At 43.5% G+C, this 21,666-nt stretch carries 10 protein-coding genes; 5 read left to right on the top strand and 5 right to left on the bottom strand.

The window, feature by feature from the left end; genetic code table 11:
* Positions 1–353: 353 nt before the first annotated feature.
* Together P176_RS19595 and P176_RS0115160 are read right to left on the bottom strand one after the other, a co-directional pair.
* Positions 354–7,088, bottom strand: a complete 6,735-nt coding sequence (locus tag P176_RS19595; protein WP_081820731.1) for a T9SS type B sorting domain-containing protein — start codon at positions 7,086–7,088, stop codon at positions 354–356.
* A gap of 17 nt (positions 7,089–7,105) precedes the next feature.
* Positions 7,106–7,582: a hypothetical protein gene (locus tag P176_RS0115160; RefSeq protein WP_037348978.1), complete on the bottom strand. Its 477-nt coding sequence runs from the start codon at positions 7,580–7,582 to the stop codon at positions 7,106–7,108.
* A 238-nt stretch (positions 7,583–7,820) separates the two neighbouring features.
* Here P176_RS0115160 and folE point away from each other — a divergent pair, with 238 nt between their 5' ends.
* The 3 genes from folE to P176_RS20095 all read left to right on the top strand — a co-directional run bounded on the left by folE (position 7,821) and on the right by P176_RS20095 (position 16,694).
* Positions 7,821–8,498 carry a GTP cyclohydrolase I FolE gene (folE, locus tag P176_RS0115155; RefSeq protein ID WP_026755505.1) on the top strand — a complete coding sequence of 226 codons (678 nt, stop codon included), beginning with the start codon at positions 7,821–7,823 and terminating at the stop codon, positions 8,496–8,498.
* Positions 8,499–8,559: 61 nt separating this feature from the next.
* A complete protein-coding gene (gene cysS, locus P176_RS0115150) occupies positions 8,560–10,038 on the top strand; it encodes a cysteine--tRNA ligase (protein WP_026755504.1) in 1,479 nt (492 codons plus the stop codon).
* A 551-nt stretch (positions 10,039–10,589) separates the two neighbouring features.
* Positions 10,590–16,694, top strand: a complete 6,105-nt coding sequence (locus P176_RS20095; RefSeq protein ID WP_081820730.1) for a LamG-like jellyroll fold domain-containing protein — start codon at positions 10,590–10,592, stop codon at positions 16,692–16,694.
* Positions 16,695–16,767: 73 nt separating this feature from the next.
* Here P176_RS20095 and hisS read toward each other — a convergent pair whose 3' ends face one another.
* The gene (gene hisS / locus P176_RS0115140; protein ID WP_026755502.1) at positions 16,768–18,138 is read right to left on the bottom strand and encodes a histidine--tRNA ligase; all 1,371 of its coding nucleotides are present in this window, start codon (positions 18,136–18,138) and stop codon (positions 16,768–16,770) included.
* 200 nt (positions 18,139–18,338) lie between these two features.
* On the opposite strand from hisS, the gene P176_RS0115135 reads away from it, so the two are divergent.
* Together P176_RS0115135 and P176_RS0115130 are read left to right on the top strand one after the other, a co-directional pair.
* On the top strand, positions 18,339–19,574 hold the full coding sequence (locus P176_RS0115135) for an ABC transporter permease (RefSeq protein WP_026755501.1): 1,236 nt from the start codon (positions 18,339–18,341) through the stop codon (positions 19,572–19,574).
* Between the two features lie 52 nt (positions 19,575–19,626).
* Positions 19,627–20,538 (top strand): GyrI-like domain-containing protein, encoded by a 912-nt coding sequence (locus P176_RS0115130; protein ID WP_026755500.1) that lies wholly within the window; start codon positions 19,627–19,629, stop codon positions 20,536–20,538.
* 53 nt (positions 20,539–20,591) lie between these two features.
* Here the strand turns inward: P176_RS0115130 and P176_RS0115125 are convergent, their stop codons facing one another.
* Both P176_RS0115125 and rplI read right to left on the bottom strand, forming a co-directional pair.
* A complete protein-coding gene (locus P176_RS0115125) occupies positions 20,592–21,065 on the bottom strand; it encodes a DUF6495 family protein (RefSeq protein WP_026755499.1) in 474 nt (157 codons plus the stop codon).
* Positions 21,066–21,201: 136 nt separating this feature from the next.
* On the bottom strand, positions 21,202–21,663 hold the full coding sequence (rplI, locus tag P176_RS0115120; protein ID WP_026755498.1) for a 50S ribosomal protein L9: 462 nt from the start codon (positions 21,661–21,663) through the stop codon (positions 21,202–21,204).
* Positions 21,664–21,666 lie beyond the last annotated feature (3 nt).

The raw sequence follows: 21,666 nt of genomic DNA, 5'->3' as shown, positions 1-21,666 counted from the left end.
TGAAACAATGAGCTTCATACTATTACCATTCTTTCTAAGTTTCCAAATCTAATCTGTAGAAGCATTTCAAATGACCCCATCGCCTTACTAACACTTAGCATTGCCTCTTTCTAATTTCTTTAAATGGTTTTCTACTAACAGATAAATATAGATATAAAACCAACCTAACCTAAAAAAACCATGCCTCCACTAGCCTATTGAGATAATCAATAAGCAATGTTTTAAGAACAAAGCTATGAGTATGGTATACCTAACTATTGACTTCTCTATCTGAATAAAAAAAAAGTGCCTTCTCATTGTAATATGAGAAGGCACTTTATCAATTATTTTCTATTTATACTATATCGGCATCTTTACCTTTTCAGTGTAAAGTGCGCCTTGAACTCTTTGCTTGTGCCAGTGTTCGGTTCCTGATACTCGACAACGAACCAGTAGTCGCTGTTTGGCATGGCGCTACCGTTGTAGCTACCGTCCCAACCTGCACCTGTAGGGTCCAGCTGCTTGAGCAGTTTCCCAAAGCGGTCAAATATAAAGATTTTTGCGCTGCCCTGCGCACTTATCCCCGCAATGTTCCACGTGTCGTTGTAACCGTCACCGTTGGGCGTGAAGAACGCCGGGTAGTCCAGTACCGTCACCGTGGTGCTGGCAAGGCCACAGCCGTTCCTGTCCCTGGCCGTCAGCTCGTGGTCCCCAAGGGACACGTCACTGAACACGGGACTGTCCTGCCATGGGCCGCCGTCAAGGCTGTACTCGTAGCTGCCGTCACCGGCCACCGTGACCTCCACAACGTGGAGATCTGCAAAGCCATCGGTGAGCACCTCGGCGCTCACGGCCGGGGGACCGCTCTCGATCACCTCCGCCTGGTCATAGCCCACACAGCTGGTCACCAATGAGGTCGATACGTCCGTGACGCTCACCCCATAGATGCCCTCCGCTCCAGGCATATAGCTGCCCCCATCGGCACCGGCTATCACCGTGCCGTTGAAGGTCCACTCAAATTCGTAGTCAGGTGCCGTAAGCCCGGTATCCAGTACCGGCGCACCGATCACCTCCGTGCCGTCCGTGCCCACGCAGAGCACATAGCTGTCCTCCAGGTCGAACGATGGCATCGGGTTCACCTGCAGGGTCACCGGGGCGACCGCATAACAGATCGAGCTGTCCGTGCCATCGGCCGCCTCTGTATCGTTGTCGACACGTGCCCAGATCACCTGTGGGTTCACAAGGTTCTCATAGAGGAACGGCAGGGGATCCTGACCGAGCGCGGCATCCGCCTCGCTCGCATAGTAGCTCACCGTATAGCTCGCCGGGTCCTGCCCGTCGAGCACCTCTGCCTGCACACTGCCCGGGACAAGGTCCGCCACGTCAGTGACCGGCGTCAGGTCGAACTGTGCGCTGTCGTTACCTGGGTCCCCGTCAAACTCCATTTCATCATCACAGGTCTCATAGAGGATATCCGCCATGTCGGCGTTCGCCGCGGCGCCCTCCTGTACCTCGATGTTGAAGCTCAGCGTGCTGATCGAGCAGCCCGTATCGTTATTGGTCACCGCAACAAAGATCTGCTGTGGGTTGGTCACGTTCACATAGGGGCTCACAAGGCCGTCCTCAAGGTTATCGGCGTCCGCCTGGTCAATATGGTAGCTCACCGTGAACAGCGCAGGGTCCTGCCCGTCGAGCACGTCAAGGTCCCTATCGCTAAGGAAGAACGGCGCAAAGCCGTCCGTCGCAAGCTCACAGGCGATCAGGTCATCAACTCCGCCTGCTGGCAGTGCCGGGAGCGGGTCCACAGAGATGGTCTGCTCCACTACCGTGTAGCAGCCCGTAAGGTCATTGGTCACCCTGGCGTAGATCACCTGTGGCGTGGCCGTGTTCTCATAGGCCGTCGGGTCCACTATGGCATTCGTGCCCTGGTCGGCATCAAAGGCCGTGGTGTGGTAGCTCGCCGTCACGTTGTCCTCACCGTTGATCAGCAGCGACTCGTTGAGCGTCAAATCGAACGGTTCCTGGAGGTCACCGGGCGCGGTATCGTCACAGAGCACAAGCTCGGGAAGGTCCGTGGTCGGCGTCGGGTTCGGCAGCACGCGGATGGTCAGCGTGGTAATGTCCGTACAGCCCGTATCGGTGTCCGTAACCACTGCGTAGAGCGTCTGCGGATTGGCCGCGGCGCCGCCAACGGTCGTGTTCGTATAGGCCGTAGGGTCCGCTATCGCACCTGTCTGGCCATTTGCCTGGGCAAGGGTCTCATAGTAGGACACGCTCCAGCTGCCCTCACCGCCGGTGATCTGCGTGTCGCGCACCGTAAGGTCGAACACCGTGATCTCATCGGCAATATCGTCGTCGCAGAGCTGTAGCGGTGCGGGCAGTACCGCGACCGGTGGGAGCTCCACACGGATCTCGAACTGCCCCGTATCGGCGCAGCCATTGGCACTGCCAACAAGCCTTACGTAGATCGTCTGGGGGTTCGAGGTATTGGTATAGGCCAGCACGTTCGCTATAGGGGCACTGCCCGTCTGGGCCGCCGCAGCGCTCACGTGGTAGGTCAGTATATAGTCCGCGGCGGACTGTCCGCCAAGGATCTCGGCGTTCTTGGTCGTAAGGTCGAACTGTGCAAAGCCATTGGCATCGGTATCACAGATCACGTAGTCCTCTATCTCCAACGGTACCTCGGGCGAGCCGAGCACGCGAAGGGTGAGCGTACGTGAGGCGCTGTAACAGCCCGTCACCGTGTTCTCTGCCCTGACGTAGACCACCTGCTCGTCCATCACGATGTTCTCGTAGGGGCTGGTCAGTGGGTTCTCGCCGCTATCGGCGTCGCCCTGGGTCTCGTGGTAGGTCACCTCCACATCGGCCTCTCCGCCGATGATCGCGTCCGTGCGCTGTTCAAGGTCGAAGCTCGCAAAGCCGTCGTTGTCCCCGTCGCACACCTCGATGTCCATCGGCGCTACCGGCGATGGGATCGGGTTCACCCTGAGCAGGAGCGTCACCGTGCTGGTACAGCCCGTAACATCGTCCGTTGCCAGTACATAGACCGTCTGGGGGTTCTCTGTGTTCTGGTAGGGACTGGTGATCACATCGGTGCCGGTATCGGCGCCCGCCTGCGTCGCATGGAAGCTAAGGCTGATCCCGGTCTGGCCACCAAGTATCGTGTCCGTCGCGTCCTCAAGGGTGAAGCCCTCGACCTCGTCCCCGGAAGAAACGTAGTCGCAGAGCTCCAACGGAGCGGGCTGGGTAAGCTCGGGAAGGCCGTTGACCACAAGCTCTAGGGTCGTGAGCTTGTAACAGCCCGTGGCGTTGTCCTCTACCCGGACCACCAAGGTCTGGGAAAAGGGCTCTATATTGGTATAGTTAAAGGGGTTCAGTATGGCGTTCTGGGGAACGTTCGCATCGGTGGCGCTCAAATAATAGCTCACCGTGTAGAGCGTCTGGTCGTCAAGGTTCTGTAGGATCTCCTCCTCTTTCACCGTAAGGTCGAACTGCGCGATCCCGTCACCGGAGGCATCGTCACAGACACCCAGTGGGGTCGGTGGCGTGGCGCCGAGCTGTGGCGTTGGGCTCACCACCAACTGCAGCTGCGTAAAGCTCGCACAGTCCGTGGCGATCGTACCGCTCTCAACCCGTACATATAGGGTCTGGGTGTTGATCACGATGTTGCTGTAGGGGCTCGTCACCGCGTTCACACCGTTCTGCGCATCGACAGAGGTCTCGTGGTAGGTCACCTCAAGACCGGCGTCGCCGCCCGTGATCTCGCCATCGCTCATCGTAAGGTCAAAGGTCCCGAAGCCATCGCTGTCCGGGTCACAGAACTCAAGTGGTGATGGGGCATTGGCCACAGGGGCCTGCTCAACCGTGAGCACAAGCTCAGTCGTGTCAAAACAGCCCGTAGTGGAATCCTCAACCCTAACGTAGACCGTCTGGCCGTTGGACTCGTTCTCGTAAGGGATATCCAAAGCGTCCACACCGCTCTGCGCATCGGAGGCAGTGAAATGGTAGCTCACCGTATAACCTGGGTTACCTCCCGTGATCTCCGTGTTCTTAAGTGATAGATCGATCAGAGTGATACCGTCAGGGGTGCCGTCGTCACAGACCTCCAAGGGGGTAGGGACAGTCAGCTCTGGTTGTGCGAATACGGTAACTGTTTGCACCGTTGTGGTCGGGCAGTCCCCGTTGGTCGTATAACTTACGGTATAGGTGGACTCATAATCACCGTTGGTGATGGTGCCCGTGGCCGTATCAATGGTCGCCCCATCCAAGGGAGCGGAATCGAACGCAAAGGTCCCGCCGTCCATACCGGTAACAATGGCTGTTGCTCCATCACATGTTGGGAAGAGGCTAAAGCTGGAATCGTCCTGGTCAAAAATGGTCACTAGCACCGTTTGTGTATCGGGACAATTGCCCGCGGTGGTATAGTCTACATTATATGATGCTCCTGGTATCACATTGGAAAGCTCTCCAGTTATAGGATCAACGAGTGCTTCACCAAACGGCTCAGAACCGGGATCGGTATTGAAGGAGAATGTGCCGCCAGTGTCTCCCTGTATGGAGGCTATAGCGCCGTCACAATCTGGTGTATAAGTAAAACTTGCATCTTCCGCAGAGAAAATGGTAACCGTCTCTTGAGCGGTTTGGACACAAGGACCAGCGGTTGTGTACTCCACAGTATACGTAGTGTCGGGAACCCCGTTTGTGATTGTTCCTGTTGCTGGATCAATTACAGAACCGTCAGCAGGGTCTGCAACAAAGGCAAATGTACCTCCGCTATCTCCCATAAGAGTAGCCGTCGCTCCTGTACAATTTGGTTCTAAACTGAATGATGGATCATCCGCAGGGATAATGCTAAAGGTTTCAATGCTGGAATCTGAACAAACTCCAGGTGTTGTATATTCAACATTATAAGTTGTTCCCAAGCTACCGCCCGTGACGGTACCAGTATTTGCATCAATAATGGCGCCATCGCCAGGTTCTGGATTGAAACTGAAGCTACCTCCAGCTGTACCCTCTATTGAGGCTGTCGCACCATCACAAGTTGAAGTCAGGGTGAATGTAGCATCATCTGCTAATAATACCGTAAACTGTTGTTCTGTGCCTGGAATACAAGATGTTGCAAAATCATAGAATATAGTATAGGTCGTATTTGAAACACCATTGGTAACAATTCCAGTATTAGCATCAATAGTAGCGCCATCTGTAGGTTGAGGATCTACAAAACCAAATACACCACCAACATCTCCCAGAATAGTCACCGTAGCGCCATCACATGTTGCAGTTGCTGAAAAACTTGTATCAAAAGCCTCTCCTACTAAAATAGTTTCAATGTCATTTAAGACAACAGTACATGTTGCTGAAGATACATCTATAAGATTAAGAACCTGATTAGACGGAGGTGGTGATGTTATGGTAATAATACCAACACCAGAACTGTCTAACAAAAGTGTTTCAGTAGCACCCGAATTCAGTGAATAGCTAATTGTGGTATCTGGTGTTCCCACAATATTAAAAACAGCATTCTCACCTTCGCAAATTTCATCATCTAAAGGAACAGCATCTGCAGTAATCTCTTCTTCCATCGTGATACATACCTCCTCAGTATATTCACAACCAAAATCATCAAATGCACGGTAAGTATAACAATATTCTCCAGCCGCAGTTGGAGCAACAGTAATGACATTTCCTGTGACATCTGTTATGGTTGGATCTGGATCCCAAGCCTCGGAAGTAATCACAGGTGTAAATGACAGTTCTGGAGGTTGAATATTGGGGTCAAAATTCAATCCCCAAGAAAAAATAAAACCATTATCAGAAAATAAGTTATCCGTAATTTGAATACACCAATCTCCATTTAAGGGGCTTCCTAAGAGAGAGGTGAAAGATTCTTGTGGTAAATAAGTTCCAGGAGTTATTGCATTTCCAGTTCCCAAATTTGTAGTTGGTCCATTTACTAGAGTTGTGGTGCCTGACGAAGAAAAACAATAATCGGCTCCAACCCCAGGATTAGGATTAGCATCATTATCAATTGGTGCACCTAAAAAAGTACTACCACCACCGGGATAATCTTTTAGTGTAGCCGATTGTCCATTAGGACTAACTATAACAATTTCTAAATCACCTAAAAAGGAATGCTCCATATTAAGACAAATCTGTATCAATTGATTTACATCATCCAACGTTTGATTAGAATCATAACAGTCAACTGTGATACACGTTTGATAAAAAGCTCCATTACCATCTGGCAAAAATGTCACACCACTTACTGGAGGAGTACAGTCATTAACAAAAGGCACAGCATTAACCACGCCTTCAATAGTTGTTGTTTCGCCAAAACATAAGGTATCATCAACTGCAGCTGTTCCCTCGAAATCAGGTTCAGTAGCCACTTGGATAACTTGGTTAATTAAATTTGTATTCGAACAACCCAGAGGATCTGTACTTGTATTTGAATCTCTTACGTTTAAGTTTGCTATATAAACTCCTGGAGTATCATAAGAAACAGTTGCTGTTTGACCTGTCTGAGTCGTTCCATCTCCTAAATCCCACTCATAAGTTGCACCAGAATTATCAAATTCAAAATTACCGCTTCCTATTAAAGTAATTTCCTCATTAGGACACACTCTTATATAACCTTCACTATTAGGCTCAGGAGTTGATGAATCCAATTGAGAGGTTATCGTTTGACAAGGCGTAAAACATGAAATATCAGCCGCCCATCCCGTTGTACTCCCGGCATCATTTGATACAAATTGAATGGTTATACATCCCGAACCATTGTTTGCAGTTGCCACTGTATAAGGAGGTACATTGGCTCCATCAAAAGTACCAAATACTGGACTGGCTGTACTATCACCATTATATATGGTCATAGTATCTGCACCTAGTTGCGTGCTAAATACAGTAAAATCTAATTGAATTAATTGCCCTGGGTTTTCAGGACAAATAGTAAAAACAAGATCTTCATCGTTAGAATACGTTCCTGCAGGCCCTCCTGAATCATAAAATGTACCTGAACAGGTATTTATTGTTCCATTTTCCATGAAAAATTCTTGAGAAAAAGAACTGTAGGCAATCAAAAATATTAAAAAGGGTAATACTCTTTTCATAGGGAAAGATTATAGGATTAATTATTGAATTGAGATTTAACTAAAATATATTGATTGGTATTATCTATTCTATAGATATGATTACCAATTGAATTATAGTTAAATAAATATTTTAATGGATTAAAAGTTTCTATTGAAACCGTATCATCTCTTTTTAATCCTGAGACGTAATAATTAAAGAGCGGTACTTCTGAAAGTAACTCACAGTCTTTTTGATCCTGAGGATTCTGAACTGTTATAAATTCAATCCTATTACGAAGAATATTTTTGATATCCTTTAAACGCTGAGGCTTGCTTAAAACATATTTTTCAGCCTTATCGCCGTAGACCTCTTTAATTTTAGATAATTCAGAACTACTTAAAGGTGCTGCAATATTTTCAGCATAATTAACAATTTGCGACTCGCGATGTTGACTTTGGCTTTGTGAAAAAGAACAGGTGATGACAAAGAAGATTAATAGCGCTGTCAAAAATGGGCGTAATGTAAAGTTCATAATGATTAATTAAGTTTTGGTTGCGGAATTTAACCATTTCCTAACAAATGTTATTGATCCTGTTGTTAAATTGGATAAATGGTGCGAGGATTCCGATTACAGGTATATAACAGTTCTCATCAAAAAACTCCTACCCTTAAATTTCATTTTGATTTTTGCGTACCTTTGCATCCTTATTAAAATTAGAAATGCGCCTCGCCTTTGTAAAATTGCAAATCGCATTCTTATGTTGAGCTATATGAAAATTGAAGATAACATAACAGATATTGAAGCTGTTGGGGACAACCACATTGGAACATCGAGTGATACACCATTAAGAACAGATGCTTTTGACCTTACAGATGCTGAGAAAATAGAACGTATTAAAAAGGACGTTCACCATATTATGGAAACGCTTGGCCTTGATTTAACTGATGACAGTTTAAAAGGGACTCCTAACCGCGTTGCCAAAATGTTTGTAAACGAAATTTTTGGCGGATTACATCCCAACAAAAAGCCAAGTGCCTCTACATTTGAAAATAAATACAAATATGGAGAGATGCTTGTAGAAAAAAACATCACGTTATATTCTACCTGTGAGCACCATTTATTACCTATAGTAGGTAAGGCACATATTGCCTATATCTCAAGTGGTCACGTCGTGGGCCTTTCTAAAATGAACCGCATTGTTGATTATTTTGCAAAACGCCCACAAGTTCAAGAACGTCTTACTATTCAAGTGGTTAGAGAACTTCAAAAGGTTCTCAAAACAGAAGATGTTGCCTGCGTGATCGATGCTAAGCACCTGTGTGTCAATTCTAGAGGAATAAGAGATGTTGAAAGCAGCACGGTAACCTCAGAATTTGGCGGAAAATTTAAAGACAAGGAAACCAAACGTGAGTTTCTGGACTATATAAATTTAGACACCGCTTTTTAAGTGCTAAATTTTCCGAAGCAATAATAAAAATAGTAGTTTTGAACGTCTTAACGTCATCATCATGTCTTTGTATCAAGAACAATCCCTAAAAATATATAATACGCTTTCTGGTCAAAAGGAAACCTTTACTCCTATTGAAAAAGGCCATGTAGGCATGTATGTTTGCGGACCAACGGTTTATAGCAATGTTCACTTAGGAAACGTGCGCACCTTCATGTCTTTTGATATGGTGTTTCGCTATTTGAAGCATTTGGGCTACAAAGTACGTTATGTTAGAAACATCACAGATGCAGGACACTTGGAAAATGATGCGGATGTTGGTGAAGATAAAATAACAAAAAAAGCACGTCTTGAAGCTATTGAACCTATGGAGGTTGTGCAACGTTACACCGTTGATTTTCACAACACGCTCAATACCTTCAACTTTTTGCCACCAAGTATAGAACCCACAGCTACAGGCCATATTATTGAACAGATTGAACTGGTCAAGACCATTATTGAAAATGGTTACGGTTACATTGCCAATGGATCTGTCTATTTTGATGTACACAAATTCAACGAAACCAACGACTACGGAAAGTTGAGCAAAAGAAAGCTTGAGGATTTAATTCATAATACGCGCATACTAGACGGGCAAACCGATAAGCGGAATCCGCAGGATTTTGCACTTTGGAAAAAAGCAGAACCACAACACATTATGCGCTGGCCATCTCCTTGGAGCGATGGTTTCCCTGGTTGGCATTTAGAATGTACCGCTATGAGCACAAAATATTTGGGAGACCAGTTTGACATTCATGGTGGTGGTATGGATTTAAAATTTCCACACCACGAGTGCGAAATTGCGCAAAACGAAGCTGCTAAAGGTCAATCTCCTGTCAATTATTGGATGCATGCCAATATGCTAGAGTTGAACGGGCAGCGTATGTCAAAATCTACCGGCAATATTGTAAATCCGGCAGAGTTGCTTTCTGGCAAAAATGAGTTTTTTAGCAAGGCTTATTCGCCTAGCGTTATTCGGTTTTTTAATGCCCAATCTTCTTATCGCAGTGTTTTAGATCTCACTAATGACGGACTCTTAGCTAGTGAGAAAGGATTTCACCGTCTTATGGATGCTATTAACATTTTGGAGGAACTACAACCGGGAACAGCTTCCTCAATGGATGTAGCAGCATGGAAGCAACATTGCTATGATGCCATGAATGATGATTTTAATTCTCCCGTTCTTATTGCGCATCTTTTTGAGGCCGTTAAGTTGATCAACCAAATGAAAGAAGGGAAATCAAGCCTCACTCGGGAAGATTTAGATCTTTTTAAGAACACCTTGCATAGCTTTACTTTTGATATTCTAGGCCTTGTCAACACTGCTGTTACTAACACCGGTACCGATAAGTTGGCTGCTGCGGTTGAACTTTTAATTGATTTACGCCAACAGGCACGTGCCAATAAGGATTTTGCACTTTCTGATAAAATCAGAGATCAGTTAGCTGAAAAAGGCATTCAATTAAATGATGGTAAAGACGGTACGACCTTCTCTTTTTAAATATATAGATGTTGCTGAAAATCTTATAAATACACTCGATGTCAATGAGATAGATCGACATGCTATTGATCAGAATTTTCTCAAATTAAATTTCTAAGAACTCAATTTATTTAAATCTTATTGCATTTTATCGGATTTTTATTGCACTTAATAGGTTTTATATCTATATTGCCCCTATAAAACACTTCCCTCGCTTTAAAAACATCTTAAAACGCTTCAAAACAGATTAATATTTCATCTCTAATACCTTATTTTTCAAATTGAGTGAAACTCATCTTTCAAAGAAACAATAAGACTAGTTGAAATTTCCTTAATTGGAATACAGAAAAGAAGCAGAAGTATCCAAATCATTGGTACTTCAAAACAAAAAAGTGATTTTATCCAAAATCACTCCTCCTTAAGCACTTACATAGAAAATAAACCCCAATAGAACTATAATTCAGGTTTTTTTGTCATTTTTTTACACTTTATCGGATTTTTATTGCACTTAATAGATTTTTTTATATATTTGGCCATTATAACCACTCCCTCAAAACCAAACCAATGCCAAAATGCTACGAATCAATCTTAATTTCAATTTCAGAAACTTAACCTGTTTAAGTATCCTTTTACTTTCACTCCATAGTTTCGCTCAGGACTTCTCAATCAGACACATTCAAGACGATGTACCCAGAAACGGGAAAACCTACACGAATTTTACACCAGTGTCCTCCACTAACAATGCTTTTGTTCTAAACAACAACAATCGAAAATCGCATGCTGGGGCTATTGGCTCCAATGCAAATTTAAGCGGCAGAGATATGGCAGGAGCTGTGCGGTTAACAAACACATCTACCTTGAGTTTATATAGAGAACCTAATTCTGTTAATACCAACTCAAAATTTAGTAGCTCTATTATTGAATATACGGGACCAGTAAATGGTCCTAATGAGTTTAGAGTTCGTGGACGGTATACCGTCTCCTTAAATGGTACGAATAATAATGTCTTACAAAGTGTTGGGGGGATTTCCAATTGTAATAATGTCATTCCTTTTATTACAGGCATTATAAATAGTTCTGGAAATTCTGGGGCAGATTCCGGAACAGCTATCGCTTATATGGAAAATAATGGTGCTTTGAGAGTGCTCAAAGGATCTAACGGCAATAACGTAACCGTTTATATTACGGTTGTAGAATTTACTGGAAGTAATTGGAATGTACTTCATGGTAATTCAGGAAGTACGGGCTCAGATTCAGGCACTATTACATTAAGATCAAACCCATATGGTACAAATGGTACCGGAAATACGGCTAATGTTTCTGATTGGAGCAACGCTATTATATTTGATCAACATATTGGAGATACCAATGCAAACGGCGCTGACGAAGCCATTTCAGATCATTGGCCTCTATTTTATCCCGGCTCTAACAATCAAAGGGTTAATTGGCTATTTAATTCAGATCATGACTCTAATGGTAATAATCGTCATTTTGTTCACGTATTAAACAACAGCGAGTTAAACGTGACGAGGTTTCAAAATTATAGCAATTCAGAAAATGAAAGCACATTAAATATCACAAGCGCCGGATTAACAACTATAGATCAGGCCTTGATTGTTGGAACATCGGTTACAAATGGTAGTGGCACAGCCTATGGTAGAGGTTGGAGAAACTACTATTTAAAGTCTACAACACAAGCGGCTCATTGGGCACATCGAAGCGGGAATAGTATGTCTCATGAATTACAAATTATTGATTTTTCAAATTCAAGCGCTACTAACTGTAGTGAGATTGTTAGTTCATTTACTTATAATGAAAGCTTTGAAAGCGGTATTGGCCAATGGACTCAAAACAATACCAATGATAACGCAGATTGGGAAAGAGAAGCTGGGGGAACGCCATCTGGAAATACCGGCCCATCAGCACCTGCAGATGGAAATTATTACATGTATATAGAAGGTTCTTTCCCATACAATAAAACCGCAATTTTTGAAAGTCCGTGCTTTGATTTAAGCGGAATGTCTAATCCTGAATTCTCTTTTAGTTATCATATGTACGGCGCAGATATTGACGCACTTTATCTCGAAGCAAGCACAGACGGCCTTAACTTTAACACGACCCTATGGTCTCAAAATGGTCAAGTACAAAACTCCAGTTTGGACTCTTGGAATGAAGTTAATATTAATTTATCCTCTTATTCTGGTCAAACATTGAAATTGAGATTTCGAGGCATCACCGGAGGTTTTTACGCCGCAGATATGGCTATCGATAAAATTGCGCTCATAAATGCTGCTCCAGCAGAACCAGAAATAGACGTCAAGGGCAATAACCTATCCATTTCAAATGGGGACACCACGCCAACACCTGCAGATGGAACCGATTTTGGGACACATGATGCAGGTAATTCCCTGACCCGCAGTTTCGCCATTGACAACTTGGACCAGGGCGCACTCGACATCTCATCGATCAGCTTATCGAACACGACCGACTTCTCGATCGTGGCACCGCTCTACTCCTCTCCAGTACAGGCCAATGGCAGCACCACCTTTACGGTACAGTTCAATAACCTGGGAAACAGCATATCCTCATCCACAGTGACCATCCTCAGCAATGATGCCGATGAAGGCTCCTATACCTTTACCGTTAGGGGTGAGTCCAAGCAACTGTTCTTTGACAGTGACAATGATGGCGTTTTTGATAATGTGGATATTGATGATGACAATGATGGTATCCCAGACGCCATGGAGGAACTTGACTGCAAGAACTCGAACATCTCCATAAAGAGCAGTTACAAGATCCTTAACGAGACCTTTGGTACCGGTGGAAGAACGACCATAAACACCACCTACAATGCCACAACCTCCTATTTCTATGAAGATGGCTCAGACCCCGCAAACATCAGTGGTTCTGATCTGGGTGATGGTGAGTACACGGTCTTCAACAGGATCAGCAACGGGGACGGCATCAACAACACGCCCTCCCAGGACCTCGCCTCATGGGCAGAGACCAACTGGTACATCGGAAACGATCATACCCCCGATGACACCAATGGCAGGATGGCAATCTTTAATGCCTCTTATGATCCCGGCGTGTTCTATACCGCACATATTACGGGCACCCTACCAAACGTACCCACCACTTACAGTTTTTGGGTACTCAACCTCATCCCTGTCTCTGGAGCGACAAATGACAAAGCCCCGGATATCCTGGTCGAGTTCAGGGATTCCGACAACAACCTCCTGCACTCCTTCTCTACGGGTCAGATCCCACGATCAATCAATGGAGATCCAGATGCAAGCTGGCACAACTATACGTCACAGCTCACCCTGAACGTATCTGAGTTCAATGTCTTTTTCATCAACAATGAAACCGGGGGCGCAGGAAATGACCTGGCCATAGACGACATCTCATTTGTACAATCGCTGTGCGATACCGATGGTGATGGCATCTCCAATATTTTTGACCTCGACTCCGATAATGACGGCATCCCCGATGCGGTAGAGGCAGGATTTGCAGCCACCACCAACGGCAAGGGCTATATCCAAAACTTTACCGATACCAACGGCAACGGCATGCAGGATGCCATGGAGGGCCTAACGGTACTGGATACCGATAATGACGGCATCCCAAACTACATCGATCTGGATAGTGACAATGACGGCATCTTTGATGTGGATGAGTCCGGTGCGGGCAACAGTGCCGACCCCCAGTTTCAAAATGGCGATGGCGACATCGATGGTGATGGGGTTGGTGATGGACCAGATAGCGACAATATTAGAGAGACCGACTCTGACTACGATGGCGTCTCAGAATTTTTTACCGACGGTATCTTGGATGTCTTTGACTTTTTCAGCGGTGATAGTTTCAACAGTGCCTACGGCAACAACAATCAAGGGCTCGGAAATGTCAATTATGTCCTGGACAGCGATTCTGATGGCATCCCGGACTATATGGATACCACATCAAACGGAAGCACCTTTGATATCTCAAAAACACTCTACGCTGAGCTTGATGCCAATAACGATGGCGTGATAGATGATACCAACGACACCGATGGTGATGGCATCGTGGACCTTTTTGACACCGATAACACTCTGTTCGGTTCTCCTCGAATGATAAACAAAAAGCTGTTGCTCTATTTTGATGGCAGAAACGACTACGTGGAGGACACCCCGATTTTCGGGGGCGCCAACGAGGCCACCATGATGTGCTGGATCAAAGTAGATCCCGGAGCTTCGGGCAATCAGTATATTATCGGGCAGGATGGCATAAACCTCAGGTTCAACAATAACGATCGGATCTATGCCAGGGTCAACGGGTATGCATTGCAGAGTGCCGTTGTACAAAAGAATCAATGGATCCATATTGCGATGGCCTATAGCAATACCAAAAATACCATGGAACTTTATGTCAACGGGGAACTGGTGGCAGATCGTGATGTCAACGGAGCCATCAATAACGACACGACCCCTTTCACCATGGGCAAACGTGCCAACACCAACCTCAATTACTTTCATGGCAACCTGGATGAGGTAAGGCTCTTCAACAAGGCGCTCTCTGAGGACGAGATCCATAAACTGGTCTATCAGGAGATCGAGAACAACGGTGGTACCGTTAGGGGAACTGAGGTCCCACAGGACATCACGGATTTTGTAGACCCCACCAATGAAAGCACACTGGACTGGTCCACATTGGAACGTTATTATAGGTTTGATACCTACAGAGGTGATATTGTCGATGACCTTAGCACCGCAACAGTGGATGTTGGCAGCGGCGCACGCCTGCACAACATCAAGGTTCTTGAGCTGCAATCTGCCCCAATGCCATTTGTCACAAGGCAGGGTGGCAGTCTAGAGACGGCCATTTCCTCAACAGCAGAGGGCATAAACGGCATGGATGCCGTTAACTATGACTGGTCCATAATTAAGGTAAAACACGTTGGTGTGACCTATAATGCCAGTCAAAGACACCTTGCGCTTTTTATTGATGAAATGGATGAGGAAGGAAGTCCCATAGAATTTAGCGTGACCGATGACTCGGAACTGAACGTGAGCTGGTACTTAAAACTGGACGGCACCATTGACCTGGAAGGGGAATCCCAACTTGTACAGGGCCTCAACAGCTATCTGGACCCTTCAAGTGCGGGCAAGATAGAGAGAGACCAACAGGGCACAGCAGATACCTACACCTATAACTATTGGTCTTCTCCAGTTGGCGCACAAAATTCCACCTCCAACAACGGTAATTACACCATAGCTGGCGCCCTTAAAGATGGCACAGATCAAAACAATCCATTAGATATCAATTTCGTAACATCTTATAATGGCACGTCAACAACACCTGTTGGAGTTTCAGACCGCTGGCTTTATAAATATAACAACTTACCAAATAACGACTACTCCGCTTGGCAAGCCATAGACCCAAATACAGACATGCTTGCCGGTGAAGGATTCACGATGAAAGGACCAGGTACTGGTGGGGTTTTTGAACCTCAAAACTATGTGTTTTCAGGAAAGCCAAATAATGGTGATATTTCGTTAAACATAAACGCTGGAAATGAATATTTAGTGGGTAATCCTTATCCTTCTGCATTAGATGCCGCTCAATTTATTTTAGACAATGGGCCAACCATAGATGGCTTATTGCCAACAATGACGGGAACTGTTTATTTCTATGAGCATTGGGGAGGTGGTTCTCATGCCTTAGCAGATTACCTAGGCGGCTATGCTACTTATAATTTATCTGGATTTTTACCTGGAATTTACATAGGTACCACAATCCCGAATGTATCCCTAGATGAATTCCCTCTAAAAATATCTGGTAGATATATTGCCGTAGGTCAAGGATTCTTTGTGACTTCAGAAAATGATGGCGTAATTAATTTTAACAATGGTCAGCGTGCTTTTCAAAAAGAAGAAATTGGATCTTCATTATTCTTTAGAAATGCTGAGACTTCTCAACCTTCGTCACAAGCAGATACGACAACTAATTTTGATGAACGCATGAAGTTTAGAATCAGTTTTAATTCTGTTGGAGATTTACACAGGCAACTCCTACTTACCATAGACGATAATGCCACTGTAAATGCAGATTGGGGTTATGATGGAAAGTACAACGAAACGCAAATTGATGACATGTTCTGGATGATTGATTCTGAAAAATACAATATTCAAGGAAGTAATACCGTATCTGATGGTGTCACATACCCGTTAGGAATAGTATCTCACGAAGACGGATTAAATACCATTGGTATTGACGAATTGGAAAATGTTCCAAGTGATATAAATATCTACATTCACGATCTTGAGAACAACACTTACACAAATTTACGTGACTCCAATTTTGAGTTTTTTATAAGTGCAGGTGAACATTTAGATCGATTTGAGTTAACCTTTGCCGATGAAGATGAGACGCTTGATACTCAAAATAATATAATTGATACCGTTGAGGTCTTTTACACGAATACGTCTCAGAGTATCGCACTTTACAATAAAAACTTACTATCCATAAAAACCTTTGCGCTTTTCAATATGATGGGACAACCTATTATCACGTTTAACAACATTTCAGATCGGGACTATTCTGAATACCCAGTTAAGAACCTAAGTACTGGCACGTACATTATTAAATTAGAAACCGTAAGCGGTTCGGTTTCTAAAAAAATTATTGTGCAGTAGTACGCTAAGCTAGACCCAAATCTACATGGATCTTAACTAAAATGGACCCTAACCTTGTGTTAGGGTCTTTTTTTTATGACAGTTTACTTATCAAAGTTTCTAAGGAAACCTGTTCTTGATCTCCCGTTTTCATGTTTTTAAGCGTGAATGTATTGGAGGTCATTTCAGACTCGCCCAACAAAACCACAAAAGGAATCTCTCGTTTATTAGCGTAGTTAAATTGCTTGATGGTTTTTTTGTTATCGGGAAAAAGTTCCGCAGAAATGTGATGCGCTCGAAGCTGCTTTATCGCTTTTAAACTTGCCATGGCCTCTTGATCTCCAAAATTGATGAACAACACCTTCACCCCATGACTTACCGTTTCAGGAAACAGATTGAGCTCTTCTAAAACCAAAGCAATACGATCTAAACCAAAACTGATGCCTACACCGCTCACATCCTTCAATCCAAAAATACCAGTAAGATCATCATAACGACCACCGCCACCAATAGAACCCATAGCCACGCCTTCTGGAGCAGAAACTTCAAAAATGGCACCCGTATAATAGTTGAGTCCGCGCGCAAGTGTCACATCCAATTGTAAGCTTGCTGTGTGCAACCCTAAAGTACAAATTGCAGTGTTGATAAACTCTAACTCTTCGATACCCTTTTTTCCTTCTTCGGAAGTATTTAGAATCGACTTTAATTCTTCAATCTGAGAACCAAAATCGCCTTTTAATCTAAAAAGGGGCTGCAATTTATCGATGCCCGAAGGCAAAATGCCTTTGTCCAGCATTTCTGCCTTGACCTTATCCTCTCCTATTTTATCCAATTTATCAAGCGCTACGGTAAAGTCAATCAACTTGTCTTGTGCGCCAATAACTTCGGCAATACCAGATAGTATTTTTCTATTATTAATTTTAATAGTGACACCTTCAAGTTTTAAGGCCGAAAACACCGCATCATAAAGTTGGATAAACTCTACTTCCTGCCATAAAGAGGTACTCCCAACAACATCGGCATCACATTGAAAAAATTCTCTAAAACGACCTTTCTGCGGACGATCGGCACGCCAAACCGGCTGTATCTGGTAGCGTTTAAATGGAAAATCAATCTCATTTTGATGTTGTACCACATAACGCGCAAACGGTACAGTGAGGTCGTAGCGAAGGGCTTTTTCTGAAATACTCGACGTTATTTTAGTTGAATCTTTTGCATGATAATCCGTATCAGCAACTTTACTCAAAAAATCGCCACTATTCAATATCTTAAATATCAACCGATCACCCTCGTCACCATATTTTCCCATTAAGGTTTCAGAATTCTCAAAACTGGGCGTTTCTATCGGCTGAAAGCCAAAACGTTCAAAACGTTCTTTAATGGTTTGTATGATGTAGGTTCTTTTAGCAACTTCAAAAGCGTTGAAATCTCTTGTTCCTTTTGGTATGCTCGGTTTTTGTGCCATGTCTTTTCTCCGTAAAAACGAAAATTATTATGTTATGCTGCCATCTCAAATTTCCGTAGAAATAGAATGGCCTCTATATTGATCTCTTTTGCACAAAAATATTATAATTTAAAGAGCTAAACCCATCTAATTTTAAATTTGTGGTAACTTTATGGAGGCTTTTGAGTCTTATGATACACAAGCGCCATTAAAATCATTTTATGTTTTCATTAGTAAAGGAAAATATTTACATCGCCTTTGACGCGATTAGAAGTCAACTGCTACGCACCATTCTTACCATTTTGATTATTGCCATAGGCATCACTGCCTTAGTGGGGATTTTAAGTGCCGTTTCGGCTTTGGAGAACACCATTTCGAGCGACTTCTCTTCAATGGGCGCCAACACCTTTAACATTCAGCGTTACGATTTCAACAATCAGCGCGCTAACGATAATGAAAAAATCAAGCCTGTCATCAGCTACAGGGACGTTAAGACCTTTAAAGAAGATTATCAATTTCCGTTCACCAAAACCTCCATTTCGTTTGTGGGCACAGCAACGGCCGAAGTTAAATACGATAATGAAAAGACCGATCCTGAAGTTCAAGTTTACGGGGTTAATGAAAATTTTATCACCAACTCTGGCCTAGAAGTAAAGCTGGGTAGAGATCTTAACTATTTTGATGTTGAGAATAGCAATTCGGTATGTGTGATTGGCAGTGATTTGAGAAAAGCATTACTTAAAGATGTCAACCCCTTAAATAAAACTATTAGTATAAGAGGCGCTAAATTTAAGGTCATTGGGGTGCTCAAAGAAAAGGGCGCCACGTTTGGGAACAATCAAGATCTTAGGGTTTTGCTACCATTACAAAAAGCGAGAACCATTTTTACCAACTCAAACATCAACTACAGTTTAAGCGTTAAAACAGACAAAAAAGACATGCTAGAAGGTGCTCAAGACGAGGCTATCTTACTCTTTAGAAATATTAGAGGCTTACGACCGGTTGAAGACAACAACTTTGGGATAGAACGCAGCGACGACCTTATCAATAGAATTGGTGCCATTACAGGGATTCTATCTACTGTGGCCTGGATTGTAAGTATTATCACCATTTTTGGCTCTACCATTGCGCTTCTCAACATGATGCTGGTATCTGTCTCTGAGCGTACCCGAGAAATCGGTGTTCGAAAAGCCTTAGGTGCCAAGCGCGCTACCATTGCATTTCAATTTTTTATAGAAACCATTATCATTGGGCAGTTGGGTGGTGCCGTTGGTATCATCTTAGGGGTTTTAGCAGGTTGGGGCGTTTCGGCAGCAGCAGGATTCGATTTCACAACACCTTGGTTGGCCATGATAAGCGCCGTGATCATCACTTTTATAGTGGCCGTTTTATCTGGATTAATGCCCGCCATTAAAGCGGCGAAACTAGATCCTGTAGAGAGTTTAAGATATGAATAAGCGCAACCTTTTTAAACAGCATTCCATTTACTGATTAACAGCGCTCTGCCAAATGACAGCATCCTCAACAGCCCATCAAAAGAGAATACACCAAGTACTTGATTATATTGAGGCTCATCTAGAAGACAATTTATCGTTAGAGACACTTTCTGGACTTACTCACTACAGTCCGTTTCATTTTCATCGCATCTTTAAAATGGTTACAGGAGAAACTCCTAATGGCTATGTCAAACGAAAGCGTATTGAAAAAGCGGCTTCTGTGTTACTTCGGAAAAAGGACATCACGATTTCCGAACTTTCATTTCGATATAGTTTCACGAGCAATTCTTCATTTACCAGAGCTTTCAAGTCTTTTTATGGTTTGAGTCCGACTGATTTCCGAAGAAAGAGCAAAGGAACCTATAGCAAGATTAGTCAAATGAATCGCAAGAACGGACAAGCGATCACCAAATTTGATGCCTATGTTTGCACCACTAATCCACTGCAAAAAGACATTTTAATGACCGATCACATTTCAGTAGCAACTAAAAACCCTATCTCATTTGTTGGCATTCCAATTATTGGCAAGCACAACTCAAACCAAGCTTTTGAAAAACTGTTAAATTGGGCTGGGTCCCGTGGCCTTTTAAGAACTCCCAACTTTAAAATGGCAAGTATTTTTTACGATAGCCTAAAAATTACCAGTGAAGCAAACGTAAGGATGAGCGCAGGACTTTTAGTAGAGCAACCTGTAGAAATGGACGACACGGTAGCTATGGTTCACTTTCCAGAAAGCAACTATATTATTGGACATTTTGAAATTGGCATGGATCAATTTGAAGCGTCTTGGACGTCTTTATTTATGTACATGAATGCCAATGGTTATAAAAAGACAGATCAGCCCGTTTTTCAGCTGTATCATAATAATTACAACGAACATCCCGAGAAGAAATGTATTGTCGATTTATATATTCCCGTGACCTAGCGCAGTTGGACCTTGTAATTAAAGACCGCTAGGCTTTGCCATTGCATTAGAGACTATTTGCTTACTAATTTCTCAAAGTAGTTGTACAATTCTCCTTTTGTAATGTTAGCGCCCTCTTGAATGAGTTTGAACTTATCTACTCCTTTATCTTCAGAATATTCTTTTTTAGCCGTAAAAAACTCGACATCATCAGACAATAGGTTTTGCCTGAACCAATCGTAACCTTCGGTTGTGGTAATATCGATATCCTCTTTCTTAATTTTAAGTGCAATCAACCTCATTTCCTTTTTAGCGCAATGAAACAAATGCATTTGCTGTGGAGAAATGTGCTCTAAATATTTTACTTTAGACAAGACCCCCTCCCAAATCAAGTCGCTAAACACGTCTAGCTCCTGCTCTGCCGTTTCAGGTGTATTGGTTTTGATGTCTTCCCACTCTTCTGCTGTAATGGATTGAGTTGCTAAGAAATTTATGAACTCTTGTTTGAGCTCTTCAAACTGCTCTTTGGTGAGTCTAGAATATTTCATGAACGCGGATAATTTTGTATGTTGTACTCGTGAATCCATTCTAGCTTGAACCAGAATAAAGATTCGTGAACATTGTGGTTATGAAAAAAGCCCCATTCCTAAAGGATTGAGGCTTTTAAAATGTTGTGCTTATAAATTATGCTTCTGCGATAACTTCAAAAGTTAAATCAACAGTTACAGAACGGTGCAATCTAATTACAGCATCATACTGTCCTAGACGCTTAATGTTACCACCAGTAACAGCGATAAATTTCTTATCGATATCATGACCTTCATTCTTAAGCGCGCTAGCTAAATCCATATTGGTAATAGAACCAAATAATTTATCACCAGCAGTTGCTCCTGTACCAGCCTTAGCAGTTAATTTAATATCTAGAGTCTTAAGCGCTTCTGCTGTTTTTTCAGCCTCAGCGATAATTGTTTTCTCTTTGTAAGCTCTTTGTCTTAAGGTTTCTTCTAATACTTTTTTAGCAGAAGAAGTCGCCATTACAGCTTGACCTTGAGGAATTAAAAAATTTCTACCATAACCGTTCTTTACTGTTACAATATCGTCTTTAAATCCTAAATTATCAACGTCTTGTTTTAATATAAGTTCCATAGT

Source organism: Sediminibacter sp. Hel_I_10, assembly GCF_000688335.1.
Lineage (GTDB): Bacteria > Bacteroidota > Bacteroidia > Flavobacteriales > Flavobacteriaceae > Psychroserpens.
The sequence above is the reverse complement of the archived record's forward strand: the minus strand, read 5'-3'. Positions and strand labels throughout refer to the sequence as shown.

What these genes read in the sequence shown, in the direction of transcription:
- P176_RS19595 (WP_081820731.1), bottom strand. Translation starts at nt 7,088, where the DNA reads ATGAAAAGAGTATTACCCTTTTTAATATTTTTGATTGCCTACAGTTCT.
- P176_RS0115160 (WP_037348978.1), bottom strand. Translation starts at nt 7,582, where the DNA reads ATGAACTTTACATTACGCCCATTTTTGACAGCGCTATTAATCTTCTTT.
- folE (WP_026755505.1), top strand. Translation starts at nt 7,821, where the DNA reads ATGAAAATTGAAGATAACATAACAGATATTGAAGCTGTTGGGGACAAC.
- cysS (WP_026755504.1), top strand. Translation starts at nt 8,560, where the DNA reads ATGTCTTTGTATCAAGAACAATCCCTAAAAATATATAATACGCTTTCT.
- P176_RS20095 (WP_081820730.1), top strand. Translation starts at nt 10,590, where the DNA reads ATGCTACGAATCAATCTTAATTTCAATTTCAGAAACTTAACCTGTTTA.
- hisS (WP_026755502.1), bottom strand. Translation starts at nt 18,138, where the DNA reads ATGGCACAAAAACCGAGCATACCAAAAGGAACAAGAGATTTCAACGCT.
- P176_RS0115135 (WP_026755501.1), top strand. Translation starts at nt 18,339, where the DNA reads ATGTTTTCATTAGTAAAGGAAAATATTTACATCGCCTTTGACGCGATT.
- P176_RS0115130 (WP_026755500.1), top strand. Translation starts at nt 19,627, where the DNA reads ATGACAGCATCCTCAACAGCCCATCAAAAGAGAATACACCAAGTACTT.
- P176_RS0115125 (WP_026755499.1), bottom strand. Translation starts at nt 21,065, where the DNA reads ATGAAATATTCTAGACTCACCAAAGAGCAGTTTGAAGAGCTCAAACAA.
- rplI (WP_026755498.1), bottom strand. Translation starts at nt 21,663, where the DNA reads ATGGAACTTATATTAAAACAAGACGTTGATAATTTAGGATTTAAAGAC.